This is a genomic window from Pseudomonas sp. CC11G (genome assembly GCF_056174845.1).
In genome coordinates, this window is the sequence record NZ_JBWBZC010000006.1 from 247,938 (window position 1) to 270,757 (window position 22,820).

General features: G+C 59.8%; 21 protein-coding genes, 2 tRNA genes and 2 pseudogenes. 14 read left to right on the forward strand and 11 right to left on the reverse strand.

The genetic code is table 11. The features are described from left to right. Positions 1-46 precede the first annotated feature (46 nt). Positions 47-1,332 (forward strand): annotated as a pseudogene (locus AC0V2S_RS11090) (M18 family aminopeptidase). 110 nt (positions 1,333-1,442) lie between these two features. Next, positions 1,443-1,839 (forward strand): annotated as a pseudogene (locus tag AC0V2S_RS11095) (GFA family protein). A 110-nt stretch (positions 1,840-1,949) separates the two neighbouring features. Here AC0V2S_RS11095 and AC0V2S_RS11100 read toward each other — a convergent pair. Then, complete coding sequence (locus AC0V2S_RS11100) at positions 1,950-2,666, reverse strand: UTRA domain-containing protein (protein ID WP_475509786.1); 717 nt, start codon at positions 2,664-2,666, stop codon at positions 1,950-1,952. A 330-nt stretch (positions 2,667-2,996) separates the two neighbouring features. Between AC0V2S_RS11100 and AC0V2S_RS11105 the strand changes: the two genes are divergently transcribed. The 7 genes from AC0V2S_RS11105 (at position 2,997) to AC0V2S_RS11135 (ending at position 9,172) form a co-directional block, all read left to right on the forward strand. Further along, complete coding sequence (locus AC0V2S_RS11105) at positions 2,997-4,055, forward strand: ABC transporter substrate-binding protein (RefSeq protein WP_475509787.1); 1,059 nt, start codon at positions 2,997-2,999, stop codon at positions 4,053-4,055. Between the two features lie 81 nt (positions 4,056-4,136). After that, positions 4,137-4,943 (forward strand): alkaline phosphatase family protein, encoded by an 807-nt coding sequence (locus AC0V2S_RS11110; protein ID WP_475509788.1) that lies wholly within the window; start codon positions 4,137-4,139, stop codon positions 4,941-4,943. After that, complete coding sequence (locus AC0V2S_RS11115; protein ID WP_475509789.1) at positions 4,940-5,782, forward strand: ABC transporter permease; 843 nt, start codon at positions 4,940-4,942, stop codon at positions 5,780-5,782. The genes AC0V2S_RS11110 and AC0V2S_RS11115 overlap by 4 nt, the downstream gene beginning before the upstream one ends. Beyond that, the gene (locus tag AC0V2S_RS11120) at positions 5,769-6,566 is read left to right on the forward strand and encodes an ABC transporter permease (protein WP_475509790.1); all 798 of its coding nucleotides are present in this window, start codon (positions 5,769-5,771) and stop codon (positions 6,564-6,566) included. Before AC0V2S_RS11115 ends, AC0V2S_RS11120 begins: the two co-directional genes overlap by 14 nt. Then, on the forward strand, positions 6,563-7,549 hold the full coding sequence (locus tag AC0V2S_RS11125; RefSeq protein ID WP_475509791.1) for an ABC transporter ATP-binding protein: 987 nt from the start codon (positions 6,563-6,565) through the stop codon (positions 7,547-7,549). Before AC0V2S_RS11120 ends, AC0V2S_RS11125 begins: the two co-directional genes overlap by 4 nt. Continuing rightward, positions 7,549-8,202 carry an HAD family hydrolase gene (locus AC0V2S_RS11130; protein ID WP_475509792.1) on the forward strand — a complete coding sequence of 218 codons (654 nt, stop codon included), beginning with the start codon at positions 7,549-7,551 and terminating at the stop codon, positions 8,200-8,202. The genes AC0V2S_RS11125 and AC0V2S_RS11130 overlap by 1 nt, the downstream gene beginning before the upstream one ends. 106 nt (positions 8,203-8,308) lie before the next feature. Further along, a complete protein-coding gene (locus AC0V2S_RS11135) occupies positions 8,309-9,172 on the forward strand; it encodes a lipopolysaccharide kinase InaA family protein (RefSeq protein ID WP_475509793.1) in 864 nt (287 codons plus the stop codon). A gap of 59 nt (positions 9,173-9,231) precedes the next feature. On the opposite strand, the gene ahpF is transcribed toward AC0V2S_RS11135, so the two are convergent. The 3 genes from ahpF to AC0V2S_RS11150 form a co-directional block, all read right to left on the reverse strand. Continuing rightward, positions 9,232-10,788 carry an alkyl hydroperoxide reductase subunit F gene (gene ahpF, locus AC0V2S_RS11140; protein WP_475509794.1) on the reverse strand — a complete coding sequence of 519 codons (1,557 nt, stop codon included), beginning with the start codon at positions 10,786-10,788 and terminating at the stop codon, positions 9,232-9,234. Positions 10,789-10,934: 146 nt separating this feature from the next. Beyond that, positions 10,935-11,498, reverse strand: coding sequence for an alkyl hydroperoxide reductase subunit C (ahpC, locus tag AC0V2S_RS11145; RefSeq protein WP_475509795.1), 564 nt, complete (start codon positions 11,496-11,498; stop codon positions 10,935-10,937). 164 nt (positions 11,499-11,662) lie between these two features. Then, positions 11,663-12,625: a zinc-binding dehydrogenase gene (locus AC0V2S_RS11150; protein ID WP_475509796.1), complete on the reverse strand. Its 963-nt coding sequence runs from the start codon at positions 12,623-12,625 to the stop codon at positions 11,663-11,665. 138 nt (positions 12,626-12,763) lie between these two features. On the opposite strand from AC0V2S_RS11150, the gene AC0V2S_RS11155 reads away from it, so the two are divergent. Then, entirely contained in the window at positions 12,764-14,857 is a 2,094-nt protein-coding gene (locus AC0V2S_RS11155; protein WP_475509797.1) for a carboxy terminal-processing peptidase, read from the forward strand. Positions 14,858-14,950: 93 nt separating this feature from the next. Continuing rightward, the gene (locus tag AC0V2S_RS11160; protein WP_475509798.1) at positions 14,951-16,711 is read left to right on the forward strand and encodes a bifunctional diguanylate cyclase/phosphodiesterase; all 1,761 of its coding nucleotides are present in this window, start codon (positions 14,951-14,953) and stop codon (positions 16,709-16,711) included. A 1-nt stretch (position 16,712) separates the two neighbouring features. Here the strand turns inward: AC0V2S_RS11160 and AC0V2S_RS11165 are convergent, their stop codons facing one another. From AC0V2S_RS11165 to AC0V2S_RS11195, 7 genes are all read right to left on the reverse strand, one after another. Further along, on the reverse strand, positions 16,713-17,183 hold the full coding sequence (locus AC0V2S_RS11165) for an SEL1-like repeat protein (protein WP_475509799.1): 471 nt from the start codon (positions 17,181-17,183) through the stop codon (positions 16,713-16,715). Further along, the gene (locus AC0V2S_RS11170) at positions 17,184-17,549 is read right to left on the reverse strand and encodes a hypothetical protein (protein ID WP_475509800.1); all 366 of its coding nucleotides are present in this window, start codon (positions 17,547-17,549) and stop codon (positions 17,184-17,186) included. Further along, a complete protein-coding gene (locus AC0V2S_RS11175) occupies positions 17,546-17,881 on the reverse strand; it encodes a helix-turn-helix domain-containing protein (RefSeq protein ID WP_475509801.1) in 336 nt (111 codons plus the stop codon). Before AC0V2S_RS11175 ends, AC0V2S_RS11170 begins: the two co-directional genes overlap by 4 nt. A gap of 119 nt (positions 17,882-18,000) precedes the next feature. Continuing rightward, positions 18,001-18,450: a YkvA family protein gene (locus AC0V2S_RS11180; RefSeq protein WP_475509802.1), complete on the reverse strand. Its 450-nt coding sequence runs from the start codon at positions 18,448-18,450 to the stop codon at positions 18,001-18,003. Positions 18,451-18,816: 366 nt separating this feature from the next. Next, the gene (locus AC0V2S_RS11185) at positions 18,817-19,551 is read right to left on the reverse strand and encodes an FKBP-type peptidyl-prolyl cis-trans isomerase (RefSeq protein ID WP_475509803.1); all 735 of its coding nucleotides are present in this window, start codon (positions 19,549-19,551) and stop codon (positions 18,817-18,819) included. Positions 19,552-20,122: 571 nt separating this feature from the next. Continuing rightward, a tRNA-Asp gene (locus AC0V2S_RS11190) sits at positions 20,123-20,199 on the reverse strand. Between the two features lie 15 nt (positions 20,200-20,214). Then, positions 20,215-20,290: transfer RNA gene (locus tag AC0V2S_RS11195), tRNA-Val, on the reverse strand. A gap of 161 nt (positions 20,291-20,451) precedes the next feature. Here AC0V2S_RS11195 and rdgC point away from each other — a divergent pair. From rdgC to sugE, 3 genes are all read left to right on the forward strand, one after another. Continuing rightward, positions 20,452-21,372 carry a recombination-associated protein RdgC gene (gene rdgC, locus AC0V2S_RS11200; RefSeq protein ID WP_475509804.1) on the forward strand — a complete coding sequence of 307 codons (921 nt, stop codon included), beginning with the start codon at positions 20,452-20,454 and terminating at the stop codon, positions 21,370-21,372. A 16-nt stretch (positions 21,373-21,388) separates the two neighbouring features. Then, the gene (locus tag AC0V2S_RS11205; RefSeq protein ID WP_475509805.1) at positions 21,389-22,363 is read left to right on the forward strand and encodes a bile acid:sodium symporter family protein; all 975 of its coding nucleotides are present in this window, start codon (positions 21,389-21,391) and stop codon (positions 22,361-22,363) included. Between the two features lie 117 nt (positions 22,364-22,480). Beyond that, positions 22,481-22,795, forward strand: coding sequence for a quaternary ammonium compound efflux SMR transporter SugE (sugE, locus tag AC0V2S_RS11210; RefSeq protein ID WP_475509806.1), 315 nt, complete (start codon positions 22,481-22,483; stop codon positions 22,793-22,795). Positions 22,796-22,820 lie beyond the last annotated feature (25 nt).

Here is a 22,820-nt window from a genome sequence, read left to right on the forward strand (position 1 = left end):
CGGCTGTATACGGTAAACTCCGCGGCATTGCCGCCTGGAGTGCCCTATGCGCGAAGAATTGAACCAAGGCCTGATCGATTTCCTCAAGGCCTCGCCGACCCCGTTCCACGCCACCGCCAGCCTGGCCATGCGCCTGGAAACCGCCGGTTACGTGCACCTGAACGAGCGCGACACCTGGCATACCGAAGCCGGTGGCCGCTACTACGTCACCCGTAACGACTCCTCGATCATCGCCTTCAAGCTGGGCAAGCGCGCGCCGCTGGAAGGCGGCTTGCGCATGGTTGGCGCGCACACCGACAGCCCGTGCCTGCGGGTAAAACCGCAGCCCGAGCTGCAACGCCACGGTTTTCTGCAACTGGGCGTGGAAGTGTACGGCGGCGCCCTGCTCGCCCCGTGGTTCGACCGCGACCTGTCGCTGGCCGGGCGCGTCACCTTCCGCCGCGACGGCAAGGTGGAAAGCCAGCTGATCGACTTTCTGGTGCCGATTGCCATCATCCCTAACCTCGCCATCCACCTGAACCGCGAGGCCAATCAGGGCTGGGCGATCAATGCACAGAACGAGCTACCGCCGATTCTGGCGCAGGTGGCCGGCGATGAGCGCTACGACTTCCGCGCCCTGCTCGCCGACCAACTCGGCCGCGAACACGGCCTGAACGCCGACGCCGTGCTGGATTACGAGCTGAGCTTCTACGACACTCAGGACGCCGCCGTCATCGGCCTGAACGCCGACTTTATTGCCGGCGCGCGCCTGGACAACCTGCTGTCGTGCTTCGCCGGCCTGCAAGCCCTGCTGCACAGCGCCGACGATGAAAGCTGCTTTTTAATCTGCACCGACCACGAGGAAGTCGGCTCCAGTTCCTGCTGCGGCGCCGACGGCCCGATGCTGGAACAAGTACTGCGCCGCGTGCTTCCGCAGGACGAAGACTTTGTCCGGGTGATTCAGAAATCCTTGCTGGTATCGGCCGACAACGCCCACGGCGTGCACCCCAACTACGCCGACAAACACGACGGCAACCACGGCCCGAAACTCAATGCCGGCCCGGTGATCAAGGTCAACAGCAACCAGCGCTACGCCACCAGCAGCGAAACCGCCGGTTTCTTCCGCCACCTTTGCCTGGCCGAGGAAGTGCCGGTGCAAGCTTTGTGGTGCGCAGCGATATGGGCTGTGGCTCGACGATCGGCCCGATCATTTCCAGCCAGTTGGGTGTGCGCACCGTGGACATCGGCTTGCCGACGTTTGCCATGCACTCGATTCGCGAGTTGGCCGGCAGCCACGACCTGGAGCACCTGGTGAAGGTGCTGACGGCGTTTTACGGCACTGAGTTGTTCTAACGGCAGACACCGCCGTTGGGCTTCGCTGCGCTCAACCCAACCTACGCCACGAAGTTGGTTGGGTTGAGCACAGCGAAGCCCAACAAGACCATCGCACCCTCGGGGGACATATGTTAGGCAGTTGCTTATGCAAGGCCATCACCTACGAGGTCGACAGCCTCGAATGCCCATCAGCCACTGCCATTGCGACACCTGCCGCAAAGCCCATGCGGCGGCGTTCGCCACCACGGCCGGGGTGATGCGTGAGCACTTTCGTTGGCTGAGTGGGGAAGACAAGCTGGCCCGCTTCGAATCCTCGCCAGGCAAATTCCGCTGCTTCTGCCCGTTGTGCGGCAGCCACCTGATTGCCGATCGGCGGCGCAGCCCCATGTGATTGTGCGGGTCGCGACGCTGGATGAAGATCCGGGCAAGCGGCCGCAGCAACATATCTGGACCGAGTTCGACAAGGAATGGTTGAACGCGCAGGGGATTCCGGCTTATCCGCAATGGCAGCCAGGCCGGGGATAAAACTCCCCTCCGTCGCCCCCCCGTAGGCGGGACCCAGAATTCTGGATTGAGCGAAGTGCTGTGCAAGGCGCACAAGTCTGGATTCCCGCCTACGCGGGAATGACGGTGCGTTATTCCGGCACCTCAACGCTCACATGAATCGCATCATGCCGCCAACACTCGATATCGCAATCGATCAACCGCCCATGCTGGTCGCGGTTCACCCGGGTGATGCACAGCGCCGGGCTGCCCACTGACACCTTCAAGGCCGCCGCCGCTTCCAGGTGCAACGCGGTGGGCACCATATCGAAGCGCACCCGGCCGTAGTGAATGTCGTACTGGCGGGCATACAGCTCGGTCAGCGACAACGTCAGGTCAAACTCGAGAATGCCGGGGAAGTACGCCGGGTTGAGGTAGTGCTCTACATACAGCACCAGCCGCCCATCCACGCGACGCGCGCGGCGAATCTGAATAACGCTGGACAGCGCAGGCAACTCAAGCAGATTGCAGATCGCCGCCGGTGCCGGCATTAGCCGCGCGGCAATCACCTCGGTAGACGGCGTGCGCCCCTGCTCGCCGACCATGGCATCGAAGTGGCTGCGCACCAGCGGGTTGTAGGCCAGGCGCGGCAACGACACAAACCAGCCGCGACGCTCCTCGCGGTAGATCAGCCCCTGCGCCTCCAACTGCCCCAACGCCTCACGCAAAGTGATGCGCGTGGTGTCGAACACCTCGCTCAATTTACGCTCGGCCGGCAGCTTACTACCGGCCGGTAACAGGCCATGCTCTATCTGTTCTTCCAGTGCCCGACAGATCGCTGTCACGGCACGGGGCGCCTCATCTCGCATCAATTGCCCTCATCTGGACTAGTCCAGCCCCATTTCAGGGCCAGGCCGGGCAACGAAAACGCCCGAAAACACGGAATAACCCTAGCCAGCCTAGATGACTATTGGATGACACCACACAGCTTTTGCACGCTACATGCCAACCGCCGTGCACCTTCTATATTTTTCAAATCAAGCACTTAACCATGGTCTACGCTTGCTGGACGCCTCCCCCACAACCCTGCACGGGGCAGCGTGCCAGAGCGGTCCGACACAAAATTGTCATCCAACCCCGCTAACTTGGCTTGGCTATTGCTGATCTAGACCAACACCCTCAACACGAAGGAGCGTCGAATGAAACGCCTGTTGCTAGCTTCAATCCTGGGATCGACCATTGCTCTGGCCAACCTCGCCATGGCCGCCGATACCGACCTGAAAAGCCTCGAAACCGCCGCCAAGTCTGAAGGCGAAGTAAACAGCGTGGGCATGCCGGACAGCTGGGCCAACTGGAAAGACACCTGGGTCGATCTGGGCAAAATCTACGGCCTCAAGCACCTGGACACCGACATGAGCTCGGCGCAGGAAATCGCCAAGTTCGCCGCTGAAAAAGACAATGCCACTGCCGATATCGGTGACGTCGGTGCGGCCTTCGGCCCCATCGCCACCGCGCAGGGTGTCACCCAACCCTACAAACCAACCACCTGGGCACAGATTCCGGATTGGGCCAAAGACAAAGACGGCCACTGGGCCCTGGCTTACACCGGCTCCATCGCGTTTATCGTGAACAAGAAGCTGGTTAAAGATGTTCCGAAATCCTGGGCTGACCTGGAAAAAGGCAAATACAAAGTCGCCATCGGTGACGTAAGCGCCGCCGCCCAAGCCGTTAACGGTGTACTGGCTGCCGCCATCGCCAAAGGCGGTGACGAGAAGAATATTCAGCCGGGCCTCGACCTGTTCGCTGAAATCGCCAAGCAAGGTCGCCTGTCGCTGTCCAACCCCACCATCCAGACCCTGGAAAAAGGTGAAGTGGAAGTGGGCATCGTTTGGGACTTCAACGGCCTGAGCTACCGCGACCAGATCGACCCAAGCCGCTTTGAAGTGCTGATCCCGTCCGACGGTTCGGTGATCTCCGGCTACACCACCATCATCAACAAATACGCCAAGCACCCGAACGCCGCCAAGCTGGCACGTGAGTACATCTTCAGCGACGCTGGCCAGATCAACCTGGCCAAAGGCAACGCCCGCCCGATCCGTGCTGAACACCTGACCCTGCCGGCCGACGTACAAGCCAAGCTGCTGCCGAACGCGCAATACGCCAAAGTGCAGCCGATCAAGGACGCCAAGGCCTGGGAAGAAACCTCCAAGGCCCTGCCGAGCCTGTGGCAGGAAAACGTGATCATCAACATGGAATAAAAGGCTCGTCGGCCTAGTCTTGAAGAAGAAAGCGGCGTGCCGCTTTCTTCTTTTTGGGCTAACAACTTCCAGAGGTAGTGCATGAAACACAACGTCATCCTGGTAGTACTCGACGGCCTCAATTACGGCGTCGCACAACATGCCATGGGCCATCTGCAGGCGTACTGCGGCGCAGGCCGCGCGGCCTTGTACAAGCTCGAATGCGAGCTGCCGTCACTGTCGCGACCGCTGTACGAATGCATCCTCACCGGCATTCCCCCTATTGAAAGCGGCATCGTGCATAACGATGTTTCGCGCCTGTCCAACCAGCAGAGCATTTTTCACTACGCCACCGCCGGCGGTTTGACCACCGCAGCCGCCGCGTACCACTGGGTAAGCGAGCTGTATAACCGCAGCCCCTTCAATGCTGCCCGTGACCGCCATACCGATGCCGCCGAGCTGCCGATTCAGCACGGGCATTTTTATTACGCCGACCACTACCCCGACTCCCACCTGTTCGCCGATGGCGAAAGCCTGCGGGTGCGGGTTACGCCGAATTTTCTGCTGGTGCACCCGATGAATATCGACGACGCGGGCCACAAGCATGGGCTCGACAGCCCGCAGTACCGCAACAGCGCGCGGGTCGCCGACCTGCTGCTGGCCGAGTACCTGCAACGCTGGCTCGACGCCGGTTACCAGGTGCTGGTGACTGCCGACCACGGCATGAACAACGACCGCTCACACAACGGCACACTCAATGAAGAACGCGAAGTGCCGCTGTTCGTGCTCGGCGATGCCTTCAGCCTGGATAACTACGCGCAACCGAAACAAACCGACCTGTGCGGCACCATCTGCGAATTGCTCGGTGTGCCGCACGACAAACCTGTCTGCCGGGAGCTGTTGAAGTGAGTTCAGTCACCCGTGGCAAATGGCTCGCCGTACTCTGCCTGCTGCCCTTTGCCGTGTTCTTTATTGCCTTTCAGATCGCGCCGCTGTTGTGGGTGGCGATCAATAGCCTGGACAGTGCCGCCGGCTGGGGCTTGAGCAATTACGCGAAAGTGTTCAGCTCCAAGTTCTACCTGCAGGCCATCCAGCACAGCCTGGAAATATCTTTCTGGTCGAGCGTCATCGGCATCGTCATCGCCATTCTCGGCGCCTACTCGCTGCGTAAAGTCGACAGCAAGCTGCGCGACTTCGTCATGGCGTTTTCCAATATGACCAGCAACTTCGCCGGCGTGCCGCTGGCCTTTGCGTTCGTCATTTTGCTGGGCTTTAACGGCGCGCTCACCATCATCCTCAAGCAGGCCGGGGTCATCGACGACTTCAACCTGTATTCGAAAACCGGTCTGATCGTGCTCTACACCTACTTCCAGATTCCCCTCGGCGTGCTGCTGCTCTACCCGGCCTTCGACGCGTTGCGCGAAGACTGGCGCGAGTCGGCCGAATTGCTCGGCGCCAGCACCTGGGATTTCTGGCGGCATATCGGCCTGCCGGTGCTGACCCCAGCACTGCTCGGCACCTTCATTATTCTGCTGGCCAACGCCCTCGGCGCGTACGCCACGGTGTATGCCCTGACTACCGGCAACTTCAACGTGTTGCCGATCCGCATTGCCGCCATGGTGGCCGGTGATATCTCGCTCAACCCGAACCTGGCCAGCGCCCTGGCGATGGTGCTGGTGGGGCTGATGGCGGTGATTACCGTGGTGCATCAATGGCTGTTGAAGAGGAGCTACCATGTCGCGCGTTGAAGCCCGAGCGGCCGGGCTGTATCACCGCACGGTGGTCACTCTGCTGTTTCTGATTCTGTTGTTGCCGCTGGCCGGCACCCTGCTCTACTCCATTTCCACCAGCTGGTCGGCGACCATCCTGCCCGATGGCCTGACGCTCAAGTGGTACGCCCAGCTGTGGACCGACCCGCGTTTTCTCGCCGCCTTCGGCCAATCGCTGCTGGTGTGTTTTGGCGCGCTGCTGCTGTCGGTGGTGCTGATTCTGCCGCTGCTGTTTGTGGTGCATTACCACTTCCCGAAACTCGACGGCCTGATGAACATCCTGATTCTGCTGCCCTTCGCCGTGCCGCCGGTGGTGTCGTCGGTGGGCCTGCTGCAAATCTACGGCTCCGGGCCGCTGGCGATGGTGGGTACGCCGTGGATTCTGATCGGCTGCTACTTCACCGTGGCGCTGCCGTTTATGTACCGGGCCATCACCAACAACCTGCAAGCGATCAACCTCACCGACCTGATGGACGCCGCCCACCTGCTCGGCGCCAGCACCTGGAAAGCCGCCTTTCTGGTGGTGCTGCCCAACCTACGCAAGGGCCTGATGGTGTCGCTGTTTCTCTCGTTCTCCTTCCTGTTTGGCGAGTTCGTGTTCGCCAACCTGCTGGTGGGTACGCGCTATGAAACCCTGCAGGTCTACCTGAACAACATGAAAAACAGCAGCGGCCACTTCAACAGCGCCCTGGTGATTTCTTACTTCTTTTTCGTGCTGCTGTTCACCTGGGCAGCCAACCGTTTGAACAAGGACCAAGCATGAGTTTTCTGAGCATTCAGGGGCTGCACAAAAGCTACGCCGCCACCTCGATTTTCAGCGATATCAACTGCGAAATCGGCAAGGGCGAATTCGTTACCCTGCTCGGCCCGTCCGGCTGCGGCAAATCCACGCTGCTGCGTTGCATCGCCGGCCTTACCGAAGTGAACGGCGGGCAGATTCTGCTCGAAGGCCAGGACCTGGTGCCGCTGTCGCCGCAAAAGCGCGATATCGGCATGGTGTTCCAGAGCTATGCGCTGTTCCCCAATATGAGCGTGCAGCAGAACGTCGCCTTCGGCCTGCGCATGCAAAAGGTCAGCAAGGAAGACAGCGCCAAGCGCGTAAAGGAAGCGCTGGACATGGTCGAGCTCGGCGCCTTTGCCGACCGTTATCCGCACCAGCTTTCCGGCGGCCAATGCCAACGTGTAGCCCTGGCCCGCTCGCTGGTGACGCGCCCGCGTTTGCTGCTGCTCGACGAGCCGCTGTCGGCCCTCGATGCGCGCATTCGCAAACACCTGCGCGAACAGATCCGCAGCATTCAACAAGACCTGGGACTGACCACGATTTTCGTCACCCACGACCAGGAAGAAGCGCTGACCATGTCGGACCGCATCTTCCTGATGAACGCCGGCAAGATCGTGCAGAGCGGTGATGCCGAAACCCTGTACACCGCACCGGTCGACGCCTTCGCCGCCGGCTTTATCGGCAACTACAACCTGCTCGACGCCGATGCCGCCAGCCGCTTGCTGTTGCGCCCGGTGGCGAGCCGCGTGGCCATTCGCCCGGAAGCGATTTCCCTCGGGGTGGGTGATATCGACGCCGAAGTGCGCAGCCACAGCTTGCTCGGCAACGTGATTCGCTACCGCGTGGAAGCCCGCGGCGTGGAGTTGCTGGTGGATGTACTGAACCGCAGCGCCGACGACTTGCACGGCAACGGCAAGCGCCTGACGCTGAGCATCGACAACGACGCAATCCGGGAGGTGGCGTAATGGCCCTGGCAATTTTCGACCTGGACGACACCCTGATCGACGGCGACTGCGCGAGCCTGTGGAGCGAACACATGGCCGATATCGGCTGGGTGGACGGCGAGTCGTTCGTGAAAAAAGACCACGAGCTAATGGCGCTGTACGCCGAAGGCAAACTGGCGATGGAAGACTATATGACCTTCAGCCTCTCGCCCTTAGTGGGGCGCACGGCCGAGGAAGTGGCCTTTGTGGTTGAGCCGTTTGTGGAGGATGTGATCGAGCCGATCTTCTTCAGCGACGCTACCCGCTGCCTGGCCACCCACCGCGAGGCTGGCGACCGGATTCTGGTGATTTCCGCCTCGGCGCATTTTCTGGTCAGCGCGATTGCCGCGCGGTTGAAAATCGATGAAGTGCTGGCGATTGATCTGGAAGAAGAGCACGGCCACTACAGCGGCAAAACCCGTGGCGTGCTGACGTACCGCGAAGGCAAGGTCACCCGCTTGCAGGCGTGGCTGGAACAGGAAGGCGAAAGCCTGGACGGCGCGTACTTCTACTCCGACTCGCGCAATGATTTGCCGCTGCTGTCGCAAGTGAGCCAGCCGCGGGTAGTAAACCCCGACCCGGTGCTGCGTGAGCATGCCGTCAAAGCCGGCTGGCCGATCCTTAGCTGGCGTTGATAATACGGCGGTTGCCATTAGACCGGTAACCGCTTCCCATCTCTGCAAACCCGCTTCCTTGGCTTACTATGGCGCGCTTTTTTCGCCCAGGCATAAGGACAGCCGCATGCGCCACCTCAAACGTCTCACCCGCCATTACACCCAGCGCACCATTCGCGGCATCACCTTCCACCTCGACCCGACTCAGCAAGTGGAGCTGTCGGCGGCCATCGAGCACTTCTTTGCCGCGCCGCAAGACCGCATCACCCTCGACCCTCCAGAAGACACCCGCCTCGTGTGCCTGCTGGCCGGCGAGCCGAAATGGGTGCTCAAGTACAACCGGCTGAGCCACTGGAAGAAACAGCTGCAGAACTACCTGGGCATCAAAAAAGCCGTGGGCCTGCACGACCTGACCAACGAGTTCCTCAACCTGTCGGCGGTGAGCGCCAAGTCCGCTTACGTGCCGCGCATCGCCGCGTATGGCTACAAGGCGCGGTTTCCGTTTTTACACGAGGAATACCTGCTGATCGGCTTTATGCAGAACCATCAGAGTGTGGATGCGCGCCTGATAGAAGCGCCGGAGCAAGCGCCGAGCTTGTTGCCCCAGGTGTTCCGCCTGTTCGCGCAGATGCTCGACGACGGGTTCGTGCATATGGACCCGCACCCGAAAAATATCCTGATCGCGCCGGACGGCCAGTTGAAGCTGATCGATTTCGAGTGCTGCGCCCACACCGTCATCAATCGCGATGCCAGCCTGGGCTTTTTGCTGGGTTACTTCTTCACGTACTGGATCAAGCGCTTTATTTCCGAGGCGGATTACCGGGCGTGCTGCGAGGCGTATTTGCAGGCCGAACAGCCGGGGCTTGATCGGCAGATGTTTGACCCGGTGTTCGAGCGGTTTCTGGCCAAGTCTGTATCCCGCACCACGCGTTACTCGATATTGACCTCGGCACAGGCACAGGCGGAGTTTGTTCGGGCTAATCGAAAGTAGAACAAACGGGCATAAAAAAGGGCAGCCGAAGCTGCCCTTTTTGTTTATCGCCGAAGCAATCAGGTCGTGCGAATCAGGTGATCGAAGGCACTCAAGGAAGCCTTCGCGCCTTCGCCAACAGCAATCACGATCTGCTTGTACGGCACAGTCGTCACGTCACCGGCAGCAAAGATCCCCGGCAGCGACGTCTCACCACGAGCATCCACAATGATCTCGCCACGGTTCGACAGCTCGATGGTGCCTTTGAGCCATTCGCTGTTGGGCAGCAAACCGATCTGCACAAAGATGCCTTCCAGCTCGACGTTGATGAACTCGTCGGAGTTGCGGTCTTTGTAAACCAGGCCGGTCACTTTCTGGCCGTCGCCTTTCACTTCGCTGGTCAGCGCGCTGGTGATCACTTTCACGTTCGGCAGGCTGTGCAGTTTGCGTTGCAGTACGGCATCGGCACGCAGCTGGCTGTCGAACTCGATCAGGGTAACGTGGCTGACGATACCCGCCAGGTCGATAGCCGCTTCCACACCGGAGTTACCGCCACCAATCACGGCGACGCGTTTGCCCTTGAACAGCGGGCCGTCGCAGTGCGGGCAGTAGGCCACGCCGCGGTTGCGGTAGTCCTGCTCGCCCGGCACGTTCATTTCTCTCCAACGGGCGCCGGTGGACAGAATCACGGTTTTGGCTTTCAGCGAGGCGCCGCTTTCGAACTTGATTTCGTGCAGCTCGCCCGGATTTTTAGCCGGTACCAGAGCCGTGGCACGTTGCAGGTTCATGATGTCGACTTCGTACTGCTTCACGTGCTCTTCAAGGGCACGGGCCAGTTTCGGGCCTTCGGTTTCCTGTACGGAAATGAAGTTCTCGATCGCCATGGTGTCCAGCACCTGACCGCCAAAGCGCTCAGCCGCGACACCGGTACGGATGCCTTTACGTGCGGCGTAGATAGCCGCTGCAGCGCCGGCTGGGCCACCGCCGACTACCAGTACGTCGAATGCTTCTTTACTGTTCAACTTCTCGGCATCACGGGTGGCAGCGCCGGTGTCGATTTTCGCCAGGATCTGCTCGGCATCCATACGGCCCTGGCCGAACAGTTCGCCGTTCAGGTAGATGCTTGGCACCGACATGATCTGGCGCTTCTCGACTTCATCCTGGAACAGCGCGCCGTCGATGGCGACGTGGCGAATGTTCGGATTGAGCACGGCCATCAGGTTCAACGCCTGGACCACGTCCGGGCAGTTCTGGCAGGACAGCGAGTAGTAGGTTTCAAAGTTGAATTCGCCGGGCAGGTTCTTGATCTGCTCAAGTACATCTGCCGCCAGCTTCGACGGGTGGCCACCCACTTGCAGCAGGGCCAGCACCAGCGAGGTGAATTCGTGGCCCATCGGAATACCGGCGAAACGCAGGCTGATATTCGCGTTGGGGCGGTTCAGGGCGAAAGACGGCTTGCGGTCATCGCTGCCATCTTCACGCAGGGAAATTTTATCGGTCAGGCCGATGATTTCGTGCAACAGGCCGCTGAGTTCGCGGGATTTGTCGCTGTCATCGAGGGACGCGACGATCTCGAATGGCTGGGTAACCTTTTCGAGGTAAGCCTTCAATTGGGTCTTCAGAGTGGCGTCCAACATGGTAGCGATCCTTCCATATACGAATTTCAGGGAAAAAAATGCCCGAGCGGATTGCGCCCAGGCATTTGGGCGTGCGGAGCAGGTAATGCCCCGCAGCGCTGCTTACGTGAAACAGGGGAGCCTGATGGCAGGCTCCGAGCTGTCTCTTAGATCTTGCCGACCAGGTCGAGCGACGGAGCCAAAGTGGCCTCGCCTTCTTTCCACTTGGCTGGGCAAACTTCACCTGGGTGAGCAGCGGTGTACTGAGCAGCTTTCAGCTTGCGCAGGGTTTCCGACACGTCACGAGCGATCTCGTTGGAGTGGATTTCTACAGTCTTGATCTGACCTTCCGGGTTGATCACGAAGGTACCGCGCAGAGCCAGACCTTCTTCCGGGATGTGCACGCCGAAAGCGTTGGTCAGTTGGTGAGTCGGGTCACCGATCAGCGGGAACTTGGCCTTGCCAACAGCTGGCGAAGTCTCGTGCCACACTTTGTGGGAGAAGTGGGTGTCGGTGGTCACGATGTAAACTTCAGCGCCGGCTTTCTGGAACTCGGCGTAGTTGTTGGCAGCGTCTTCGATTTCGGTTGGGCAGTTGAAGGTGAATGCTGCCGGCATGAAGATCAGTACCGACCACTTGCCCTTCAGGGACTGCTCGGTCACTTCGATGAATTTACCGTTGTGAAAAGCATTGGCGGCGAAAGGTTTGACTTCGGTGTTGATCAGAGACATTCAGTAAGTCCTTCTGGTTGAGAAATTTCAGGGTTAAGAAATTTACAGGAAGGATAGTAGGCCGATGTGACTGAAAGAGCACATTGATTGAACCCATGACAACGATTGGTTTAGTAAATCGATGTCATGGATCCGCAATACAAACGCGTAATGGAAGCTGCTGATTAACTTAGAGATTCGTCTAACAGCAACGCAACCTTTCCGGACACAGTATTGCTGGCAAGCGCAGCAAAAGCGGCCTCCACATCCTTGGCTGCAAAGGTACGCTCCAACTGCGGTTTGAGTCGACCCTCAGTGAACAGCGGCCATACCTGCTGGCTCAGATCACCCAGCAAGTCCGCCTTGAATTGATCGCTGCGGGTGCGCAAGGTCGAGCCAATGAACTGCACGCGCTTGCCGAGCATCGCGGCCAGATCGAATTTGGCATCACGCCCGCCCATCAAACCGATGTTCACCCAGCGGCCATCGAGCGCCACCACCTTCTGATTAAGCTCCGCATAGTTGCCGCCGACCGGGTCGAGAATCACGTCGAACGGCGCGAAATCACGCAGGCTTTCCAGATCGGTATCGCGCAGTACGCCGCCCTGGGCGCCGAGGCTTTCGCAATAGGCCAGGCGGTCGGCCGAGCCCACGCTCACCCAGCACGGATTGCCAAACGCTTTGCACAATTGAATGGCCGCCGAACCCACGCCGCTGGCGCCGGCATGCAGCAAGACTTTCTCGCCCGGTTTGAGTTGCGCGAGTTGAAACAGATTGAGCCAGGCCGTGGCATACACCTCGGGAATCACGGCGCCTTCGACCAGGCTCAACCCCTCGGGAATCGGCAGCGCGTGGCGGCCATCGACCACCACTTCTTCGGCCATACCGCCGCCGGCGAGCAACGCGCAAACGCGGTCGCCCACTTGCCAGGAACTGCCGGGCCCCACTTCACTGACGATGCCGGAACACTCCAACCCCAGCGCATCACTGGCACCCGGTGGCGGTGGATAAAGACCTGCACGCTGCAGCAGATCGGCACGATTGAGACCGGCCGCCGCAACGCGAATTCGGATCTGCCCCACATCGCAGCTGAGACTTGGTCGTTCTGCCCATTCAGCGCGTCCTTCAACGCCTTGCAATGCCTTCACGGTGCCTCCATAGTGACTTCGGACTGAGCCCGGTGCGAACCATCGAGCTATTTGCATTATGCAGCCGGGGCCCAACGGAACCGGCGCTCTCAAAGACGGCCTAATATGCGTTATCAACTACCCTCGCGTCGACTCAGCATGCAGCGCTTCGTTCCCAGCACCGCCTTAGCCCTTTTGATCGGTTTCAGTGCCTTACCCCTGACGGCATGTGCCGCCACCACGCCAACCGCGAACAACAGCTGGGACAACTTGCAGCCAGACCGCGAGCAGGTTATCGCCAGTCTGAATGTGGTGGAGCTGCTCAAGCGCCATCACTACAGCAAGCCGCCTCTCAACGATGAGCGCTCGGTGATCATCTACGAGAGCTACCTCAAACTGCTCGACCCCTCGCGCAGTTACTTCACGGCCAGCGACATCGCCGAGTTCGATAAATGGCGCACGCAGTTCGACGATTTTCTTAAGAGTGGCGACCTCGACCCCGGGTTCACCATTTACAAGCGTCACCTCGACCGCCTGAAACAGCGCCTCGATTTCGCCTTGGGCATCCTTAACAAGGGTATCGACAAGATCGACTTCAGCGCCGATGAAAGCCTGATGGTCGACCGCGAAAAAGCCCCGTGGGCCAAAGACACTGCCGAGCTCGACGAGCTGTGGCGCAAGCGCGTGAAAGACGAAGTACTGCGCCTGAAAATCGCCGGCAAAGAGCCCGACAAAATTCAGGAGCTGTTGACCAAGCGCTACAAGAATCAGCTGGCGCGTCTGGAGCAGACCCGCAGCGAGGATATCTTCCAGGCGTATATCAACACCTTTGCCCAGTCGTACGATCCGCACACCAACTACCTCTCGCCCGATAGCGCAGAAAACTTCGACATCAATATGAGCCTGTCGCTCGAAGGTATTGGTGCGGTGCTGCAGAGCGATAACGACACCGTCAAAGTGGTGCGCCTCGTACCCGCCGGCCCTGCCGACAAGAGCAAGCAGGTTGCACCGTCCGACAAGATTGTTGGCGTGGCCCAAGGCGATGGCGAGATGGTCGATGTGATCGGCTGGCGCCTGGACGAAGTGGTCAAATTGATCCGTGGTCCGAAAGGCTCGGTGGTTCGCCTTGAGGTTGTACCGGCCACCAACGGCCCGAATGACCAGACCAGCAAGATCGTTTCCATCACCCGTGAAGCGGTGAAGCTGGAAGAGCAAGCGGCGAAAAAATCGGTGCTCAAGCTCAACCATGATGGCCGCGAATACAAACTCGGCGTCATCGAAATTCCTGCCTTCTATCTCGACTTCAAAGCCTTCCGCGCCGGTGACCCGGATTACAAGAGCACCACCCGCGACGTGAAGAAACTGCTGGCCGAATTGCAGAAAGAGAAAGTCGACGGCGTGGTCATCGACCTGCGCAACAACGGCGGCGGCTCGCTGCAAGAAGCCACCGAACTGACTGGCCTGTTCATCAACCAAGGCCCGACCGTACTGGTGCGTAACAGCGACGGCCGAGTCGATGTACTGGCTGACGAAAACCCAGGCACTTACTACAGCGGCCCGATGGCGTTGTTGGTGAACCGTCTTTCCGCTTCGGCTTCGGAGATTTTTGCCGGTGCCATGCAGGACTACCACCGCGCACTGATTCTCGGCGGCCAGACCTTCGGTAAAGGCACCGTGCAAACCATTCAACCGCTGAACCATGGCGAGTTGAAACTGACCCTGGCCAAGTTCTACCGGGTTTCCGGGCAGAGCACCCAGCATCAGGGCGTGCTGCCAGACATCGCTTACCCAGCGGTGGTCGACACCAAGGAAATCGGCGAGAGCGCCCTGCCCGAAGCCATGCCCTGGGACAGCATCCGCCCGGCCATCAAACCGGAGACCGATCCGTTCAAACCGTTCCTGGTTGAACTCAAGGCCCGTCACGATGCGCGCGTAGCCAAAGATGCCGATTTCGTCTTCACCCGCGAGCGCCTCGAACTGGCCCAGAAGCTGAGCCACGAAACCACCGTGAGCCTCAACGAAACCAAACGTCGCGCGCAGCATACCGACATCGAGACCCAGCAACTGGCCATGGAAAACACCCGCCGTGCCGCCAAGGGCCAGGAGCCGTTGAAGGAGCTGAAGAAAGAAGACGAAGATGCGCTGCCGGCCGAAGACGACAAACTGAAGCCAGAAGACGATGCGTACCTGTCCGAGACCGGGCAGATTCTGCTCGACTACCTGGGCCTGAGTTCGACGATGGCCAAGCACTGACGGAGCGTCATCAAGCAGTCATCAAACTGTCGTGAAATACGGGGCTGATAGCGATATCAGCCCCTTTTGTTTTCAGGACATCGAGAGACTTTAATGACCGTCACCGAGCAGTTGAGCGCGCTGGACCACATCCTTGCTCACGGCGACCTGCATAGCCTGTTTCAGCCCATTGTGTCGCTCTCCGAGCGGCGCATTCTGGGCTATGAGGCCCTGACCCGCGGCCCCTCGAATAGCCCCCTGCACTCCCCCGTCAATCTGTTCGGCGTAGCCCGCCATGCCGGCCGGCTGAGCGAACTGGAACAGGCCTGCCGCAAGAGCGCCTGCCGCTCGTTCAGCGAACAGAGGCTTGAAGGCAAGTTGTTCCTCAACGTCTCGCCCGACTCGCTGCTGGAGCCGAGCCACCAGCCGGGGCGTACCCTGAAGCTGTTGCAGAACTACGGCATTCCACCCAGCCAGGTGGTGATCGAACTGACCGAGCAATCGCCTACTGAAGATTTCTCGCTGCTGTACACCGCGCTGCATCACTACCGCGCCATGGGGTTTTCCATTGCGCTTGACGACCTCGGCGCCGGCTATTCCAGCTTGCGGTTATGGTCGGAGCTGCGCCCGGATTACGTGAAGATCGACCGGCACTTTATCGACGGCATTCACCAGGATGCGGTGAAGCGCGAGTTCGTCGGCTCCATTTTGCAAATGGCCAAAGCGTCGCGCGCGCAGGTGATTGCCGAGGGCATCGAACTGGTGGAAGAGCTCACCGTGCTGGCGGAAATGGGCGTCGATCTGCTGCAGGGTTACCTGCTCAGTCGCCCCCAGGAAAAACCGCCGCGCGATGCCCGCAGCCTGCTGCCCAAACTGGAAACCAGCCCGCCGACACTTACCGAAGAAGGTAGCGACCTGAGCGCCTTGCTCAATGAGCAACCAGCGGTCAGCGAAGACCTGCCCGTCGCCACCGTGCTGGAAGCGTTTCGCGCCCAGGCCAACCTCAACTCGCTGGCGGTACTCAACGCCGAACAACAGCCGGTGGGCATCGTGCACCGCCACTCCTTGTCCGATGCCTTGCTCAAACCGTTTGCCACCGACCTCTTCGCGCGCAAGCCGATCAGCCGTTTGATGAGCGACGATTTTCTCGCCGTAGACCTGGGGCAGAGTCTGCAAAAGGTCAGCCGCTTGCTCACCAGCCGCGCGCGGCAACGGATGGAAGAAGACTTCATCATCACCCTCCATGGTCGCTACCAAGGTTTGGGCCGGGTGATCGATGTGCTCAAGCTGATTACCGAACTGAAAATTCAGCAGGCCCGGCATGCAAATCCGCTCACTCTGCTGCCCGGTAACGTACCGATCCAGCAGTGCCTCACGCGTCTTTTGCAACAGGCCCGCGAGGCGGTGATTTGCTATGTTGATATCGACAGTTTCAAACCCTTCAACGACCTCTACGGCTACGCCAAGGGCGATGAGATTCTGCTGTGCCTGGCGCAATGCCTGAGCGAGCGTGTCGACCCCGCGCGCGACTTCGTCGGCCATATCGGCGGCGACGATTTTCTACTGGTGTTGGGCTCGGAAGATTGGCGTGCGCGGCTGAATTATCTGCTGGAGGATTTCCAGGGCCAGTGCCGGCGTTTCTACAGCGCTGAACACTTGGAAGCGGGCTGCTTTGTGTCCCACAACCGCAAGGGCCAGCGCGAGGAATTTCCACTGTTGTCGCTGTCGTTGGGGGTGGTGCATTTGCACCCGGCGAGTTGCGCGACGATGGATGCGGCGCAACTGGCTGGCTTGGCCTCAGAAGCGAAACGTCAGGCCAAGAATGTGCCGGGCTACAGCTTGCATATCATCGACACGGAAAAGCTTTCGGCCTGACTTATAGCCCCAGCTCGGTGGCACGCTGGGCATAACGCTCGGCCAGTTGCGGATCGGCCGCCAAGCCGTGCTCGCCCTGCGCATACAGCTCGGCTAAACGGCGGGCTGCCAGGGGATGACCAGCGTCGGCGGCAATCGCCCACCAGCGCGCCGTAACGATGCCATCCGGCGCGTTACGGGTGTCACCCGCCAGGCTCAGTACACCGAGTTGATACGCCGACTTGGCATCACCGGCCGCAGCCGCTTTGCCTAACAGGCGAATGCCTTCTTCACGGGCGCCAAAACCGCGACCGCGAAACACCAGCAGGTGACCGTAGAAACTTTGTGCGGCGACGTCATCGAGGGCGGCCATGCGGGCGAATTGCCCTTCCATCCAGGCCCATACACGCGGTTGCTTGACCAGCGCAGGCCAACGCAGCAGGCGGCGGGCAACGGCGTAGCCCAGGCGGGCTTTGACACGCCAGTAGACCACTCAGGAACCTTCCGGGTAGTCGTACTCGAACACGCGCACCACTTCAGAAGCGTGCCAGGAAGCGGCGGCAACGCCATCGCTGGGGCCACTGAAACGACCCAGGCGTACGGCACACTCGAAGAAGCCGGTGCGCGGCAAACGGCTGGCGCCCTGGCTGATGACCAGCGAGCTGCGTAACGGGTATTCGGCGCGTGCATCCAGAGCTGCCAGGTGTTCCAGGGCGGCAGTCAGGGTTTGCATGGCGGGGGTGGGTAATTCCAGGCGTTCGATCAGGGCGCGGTAGGTCAGGAGATGACGCTGTCGACGCGCCTGCGCCAATTCACTCAGGAGCGCCTGCCAATGCTGGCGACTAATGCTTACGCTCACGTATCAGACTCCCAACTGCTAACGCCCAGATTCCAGGCCAGGGCGCGGCGAATAGCCGAGTCGGGCTCGCGCTCGCCGCTTTCAATCATCGCCAGATAATGCGGGCTGATACCCACGGTGCGGGCCAGCTCTTCTATCGCCAAGCCCTTGGCTTCACGCAGCGCTTTCAACTCGCTGAAGCGGGACGCTGCAGGGGCCGCTGGCGCAGGTGCGCTGGCTGCCGAAACCGGCGCAGGCGCACGACCTGCTGCCTGCAATAACGCTTGATACTCCGCCCATGGCAACACCGCATATTCGGCCTCGCCATCACGCATGATTACCTGCACATCCATCACCGCTTACCCCATGGAAAAGCAGTGCCGACTGCGTCAGCACTTTCCTTGTCAGCGCGCATCTTAACAGGCCAAAACCGGAACGGGGCGTGATGCGCGAGGCAAGTTTTTCAGCGTTGTTACAGTGGCGATTTGCCTTCAACTGATGGCACCGATGATGGCAACTGCAGCAGTTCTTCCTGCTCGGCCACCGTACGGGCAGCCAGCCACGCGCGGAACTCATCGAGCTCCACACTCCAGGTGCGCAGCAGCCAACCGAGCACGGCGATGTCATCTACAAACCCCACGCCGAGCAGCGCATCGGGAATCGCATCAATGGGCGAGACAAAATACAGCAGCGCCGCAACCACCGAGAGCAACGCCTGGGAACTGATGCCGCGGTACTCGCCCCGCCACCACGCCATACACAAGGCCAGTAACACTCGCAGTTCTTCCTTCGCCGCACCGAGGCGGCCGCCCTGGGTCGCGCTTTTACGCGTCACCGCCAGCAGCAATGCCGGCAATCTGCCGCGCGCAATAAAGCGTTGGGCAATAGGCAGGTAACGGGCGAAATTCCATGGAGTTTTCATCGATAAACCTCCTCAGCCCGCGTGCTTACTGGGCCGGCTGGGTTATCCACCGATCCTGTGGATAACCTTGTGAACAACTTGCCGCCCCCTGAAGCAAAAGCCCGCGCCATGGGGGTTTGCTACAGATCGGGCATTTTTTAATCAGCGTAAAAAAACAAACAAAATCATGTAGTTATAAAAAATATAGAGTTGGTACGTGAGTGTCACCTGACGTCAATGCGAGTTGTTCGCGAAATGTGCATAACCGTAACACCCATGCTTATTTGAGACCCGGCAGTCAACCCGTGGTTCGTTGTTTTGCTCTTCCATCAGCCGAAAACGACAACGCCCCGTCGAGACGGGGCGTTGCGGTACAGCTCGAAGGTATTACTGAGCCGGAGCAGGCTCGGCTTCCGGTGCTGCAGCAGCGGCAGGATCTTTGATCGCCAGCAGTTGCAGATCGAAAACCAGTACCGAGTTGGCAGGAATCGCCGGGCTCGGGCTCTGGGCACCGTAGGCCAGTTCGCTCGGAATGTAGAGCTTGATCTTCTCGCCAACGTGCATCAGTTGCAGGGCTTCAACCCAGCCTGGAATCACGCCGCTAACGGGCAGGTCAACTGGCTCGTTACGCTTGATGGAGCTGTCGAACACGGTGCCATCAGTCAGCTTGCCTTCGTAGTGAACGGTCACTACGTCGGTAGCTTTAGGCTGAGCGCCTTCGGCCTTGGTGACGACTTCGTATTGCAGACCCGAAGCGGTGGTAACTACACCTTCACGCTTCTTGTTGTCTTCGAGGTATTTCTTGCCGGCAGCAGAAGCTTCTTCAGCCTGCTTGGCGGTGCGCTCTTCAGCACGCTTTTGCAGCGCTGCGAAGGCTTCCATCAGCTCTTCATCTTTGAGCTTCTGGTCTTTCTTGCCGATAGCGTCTTCGATGCCCTGAGCAACAGCCTTGGAATCGAGATCATCCATGCCTTCTTGAGCCAGGCTTTTGCCCATGTTCAAGCCGATACCATAGGAAGCTTTTTGTGCGGGGGTTTTGAGCTCCACGCTGGTCTGCGAATCGCAGCCGGCGAGCACCAGGCCAACCAGGGCCACAGCCGCTGCTAAACGATGTTGTCTCATGCTATTTCCTTGTTCGTGCGCTTAAAGAGGGCAATCGAGTGAAGCTGCGAGCTTAGCAGGCCGCCGGGATCACTGGCTACGGGGATACGAACCACGAAAACGCGATAAGTTCCTAAGTGTAAAAGGCTTTTCTGTAGGCGCAGGGGTCAGCGAAATGTCAGAAGAATGAGCGTATTAGCGCTCTGGCACATGCTTTGGGGAAAAGCCTCAGGCGCGCTGTTCTTGGGCGTGCGAGAAAGCGCCATCAGCTACGGAGAAAGGCACCCCGTGCCGGCGTAAAAACGCCCTGCCACTGGGCGATCGCTTACATAGACCTAACCAATAGCACGCGCCCAGCGGGATTACTTCTCGTAGCGCGCACGGAGAAAGGCGATCGGAGTTGCGCAGCAGAAGAAGGTCACCGTTGAACAGGGATAGTCCAGGGGACGTCTATGAGAAGGAAAGATTTGGACCGAGATGCGGGAGGGTGTGCCTTTAAAACAGAAAATCGACAGGACAGAAACGAAAAAAGCGACCCTAAGGTCGCTTTCTAAGCGCTTGCTCTACTTCAGTCTATAGAGCTAGCTAAATATGGCGCAGCGGACGGGACTCGAACCCGCGACCCCCGGCGTGACAGGCCGGTATTCTAACCGACTGAACTACCGCTGCGCGTAACCTCAAGATTGGTGGGTGATGACGGGATCGAACCGCCGACCCTCTGCTTGTAAGGCAGATGCTCTCCCAGCTGAGCTAATCACCCTTCACTCTCGAAGTGGGGCGCATGATACGTAGCGATCCCAAACCTGGCAAGCGCTTTTTTAAATAATTTTTACTGACGTTCCAAAGGCTTAGCGTAGGGTTGGCCAATGACGCTCAGGGGGGAATAATGCGCGCTTTGCGAAAAACTGGAGTTCCCCCCTCATGTGGTTCCGTAACCTGCTCGTCTATCGCCTCACCCAAGATCTGCCCTTCGATGCGCAAGCACTGGAAACCGCACTGGCCGCCAAACCCGCTCGCCCCTGCGCCAGCCAGGAACTGACCACCTACGGTTTTATCGCCCCCTTCGGTAAAGGCGAAGATGCTCCGCTCGTGCACATCAGCCAGGATTTCATGCTGATTGCCGCACGCAAAGAAGACCGCATTCTGCCGGGCAGCGTCGTGCGCGATGCCGTCAAAGAGAAGGTCGAAGAAATCGAAGCCGAGCAAATGCGCAAGGTCTACAAAAAGGAACGCGATCAGATCAAGGATGAAATCATCCAGGCCTTCCTGCCGCGCGCCTTCATCCGTCGTTCCTCTACCTTCGCCGCCATCGCGCCGAAGCAGGGCCTGATTCTGGTGAACGCCGCCAGCCCGAAAAAAGCGGAAGACTTGCTGAGCACCCTGCGCGAAGCCATCGGCTCGCTGCCGGTGCGCCCGCTGTCGGTAAAAGTCGCGCCGACCGCCACCATGACCGAATGGGTCAAAACCCAGACCGCCGCCCCCGGCTTCCACGTGCTGGACGAATGCGAGCTGCGTGACACCCAGGAAGACGGCGGCATCGTGCGCTGCAAACGTCAGGACCTGACCAGCGAAGAAATCCAGCTGCACCTCTCGGCTGGCAAATTCGTCACTCAACTGTCGCTGGCCTGGGAAGACAAACTGTCCTTCGTGCTCGACGACAAAACCATCATCAAGCGCCTGCGCTTTGAAGACCTGCTCACCGACCAGGCCGAACAGGACGGTGGCGACGAAGCCCTGGGCCAACTCGACGCCAGCTTCACCCTGATGATGCTGACCTTCACCGAGTTCCTGCCGCAGCTGTTCGAAGCTCTCGGCGGCGAAGAAATCCCGCAAGGCATCTAACCACTAGGAATTACCCATGCGCGTTCTGGCAGCCCTTAGCCGATTCGTTGGCAATACCTTCGCTTACTGGGTGCTGCTGTTCGCCGTGGTGGCGTTCTTTGAGCCGAGTTGGTTTATCGGCCTGAAGGTCGCCATCGTGCCGCTGCTGGGCGTCGTAATGTTCGGCATGGGCCTGACCCTCAAGCTCGACGACTTCGCCGAGGTCGCCCGCCACCCTTGGCGTGTGGCGTTAGGCGTGGTCGCCCATTTTGTGATCATGCCCGGCGTGGCCTGGTTGCTGTGTCAGCTGTTTCACCTGCCGCCGGAAATTGCCGTCGGTGTGATTCTGGTCGGCTGCTGCCCAAGCGGGACCGCCTCGAACGTGATGACCTGGCTGGCCAAGGGCGACCTGGCGTTGTCGGTTGCCATCGCCGCCGTCACCACCCTGCTCGCCCCGCTGCTGACCCCGGCGCTGATCTGGCTGCTGGCTTCGGCTTGGTTGCCGGTGTCATTCGCCGATCTGTTCTGGTCGATTTTGCAGGTGGTGCTGCTGCCGATCGTGCTGGGTGTGGTCGCGCAACGGCTATTGGGTGAACGCACGCGGCTGGCGGTGGATGTGCTGCCGCTGGTGTCGGTGGTCAGCATTGTGCTGATCGTCAGCGCCGTGGTGGCGGCCAGTCAGGCGAAGATCGCCGAGTCTGGCTTGCTGATCATGGCGGTGGTAATTCTGCACAACAGCTTCGGGTTTCTGCTCGGCTACTTCACCGGCAAGGTCTTCAAGTTGCCGCTGGCGCAACGCAAATCGCTGGCACTGGAAGTGGGCATGCAGAACTCCGGCCTGGGAGCCGCACTGGCCAGCGCGCATTTCTCGCCACTGGCGGCGGTGCCTAGCGCGCTGTTCAGCGTCTGGCACAATATTTCCGGGGCGCTGCTGGCCACCTGGTTCCGCCGCATGCAAGACGATGTGGTCGCGCCAAGCGAGCTGGAAAAACCGGCGCAGCCCTTATCCTGAAACAATCTCAAGGCTTGCCCTCGGGCGAGCTTTGTGCAAAATACTGCACAGCCTGAGGACGACCTCGGGCCTGCCTAGTAGATCGGGGACGACCCCACTCTCTGTGGAAGTAGTCGTATGTCCTGGATCATTCTGTTTGTCGCTGGCCTGTTCGAAGTGGCTTGGGCCGTTGGCCTGAAATACACCGACGGCTTCAGCCGCCCTCTCCCCACTGCCCTTACCGTTGGCGCCATGCTGATCAGCCTGGGCTTGCTGGGCCTGGCCATGAAAGAGCTGCCGCTGGGCACCGCCTATGCGATCTGGACGGGTGTGGGTGCCGTGGGTACGGTCATCGCCGGCATCATGCTGTTTGGCGAAGCCATTACCCTGATTCGCTTGGGCAGTGTGGCGTTGATTATCTGTGGGTTGGTTGGGCTCAAGCTCAGTCACTGACCTTCAACCCAACTCCGTCATTCCC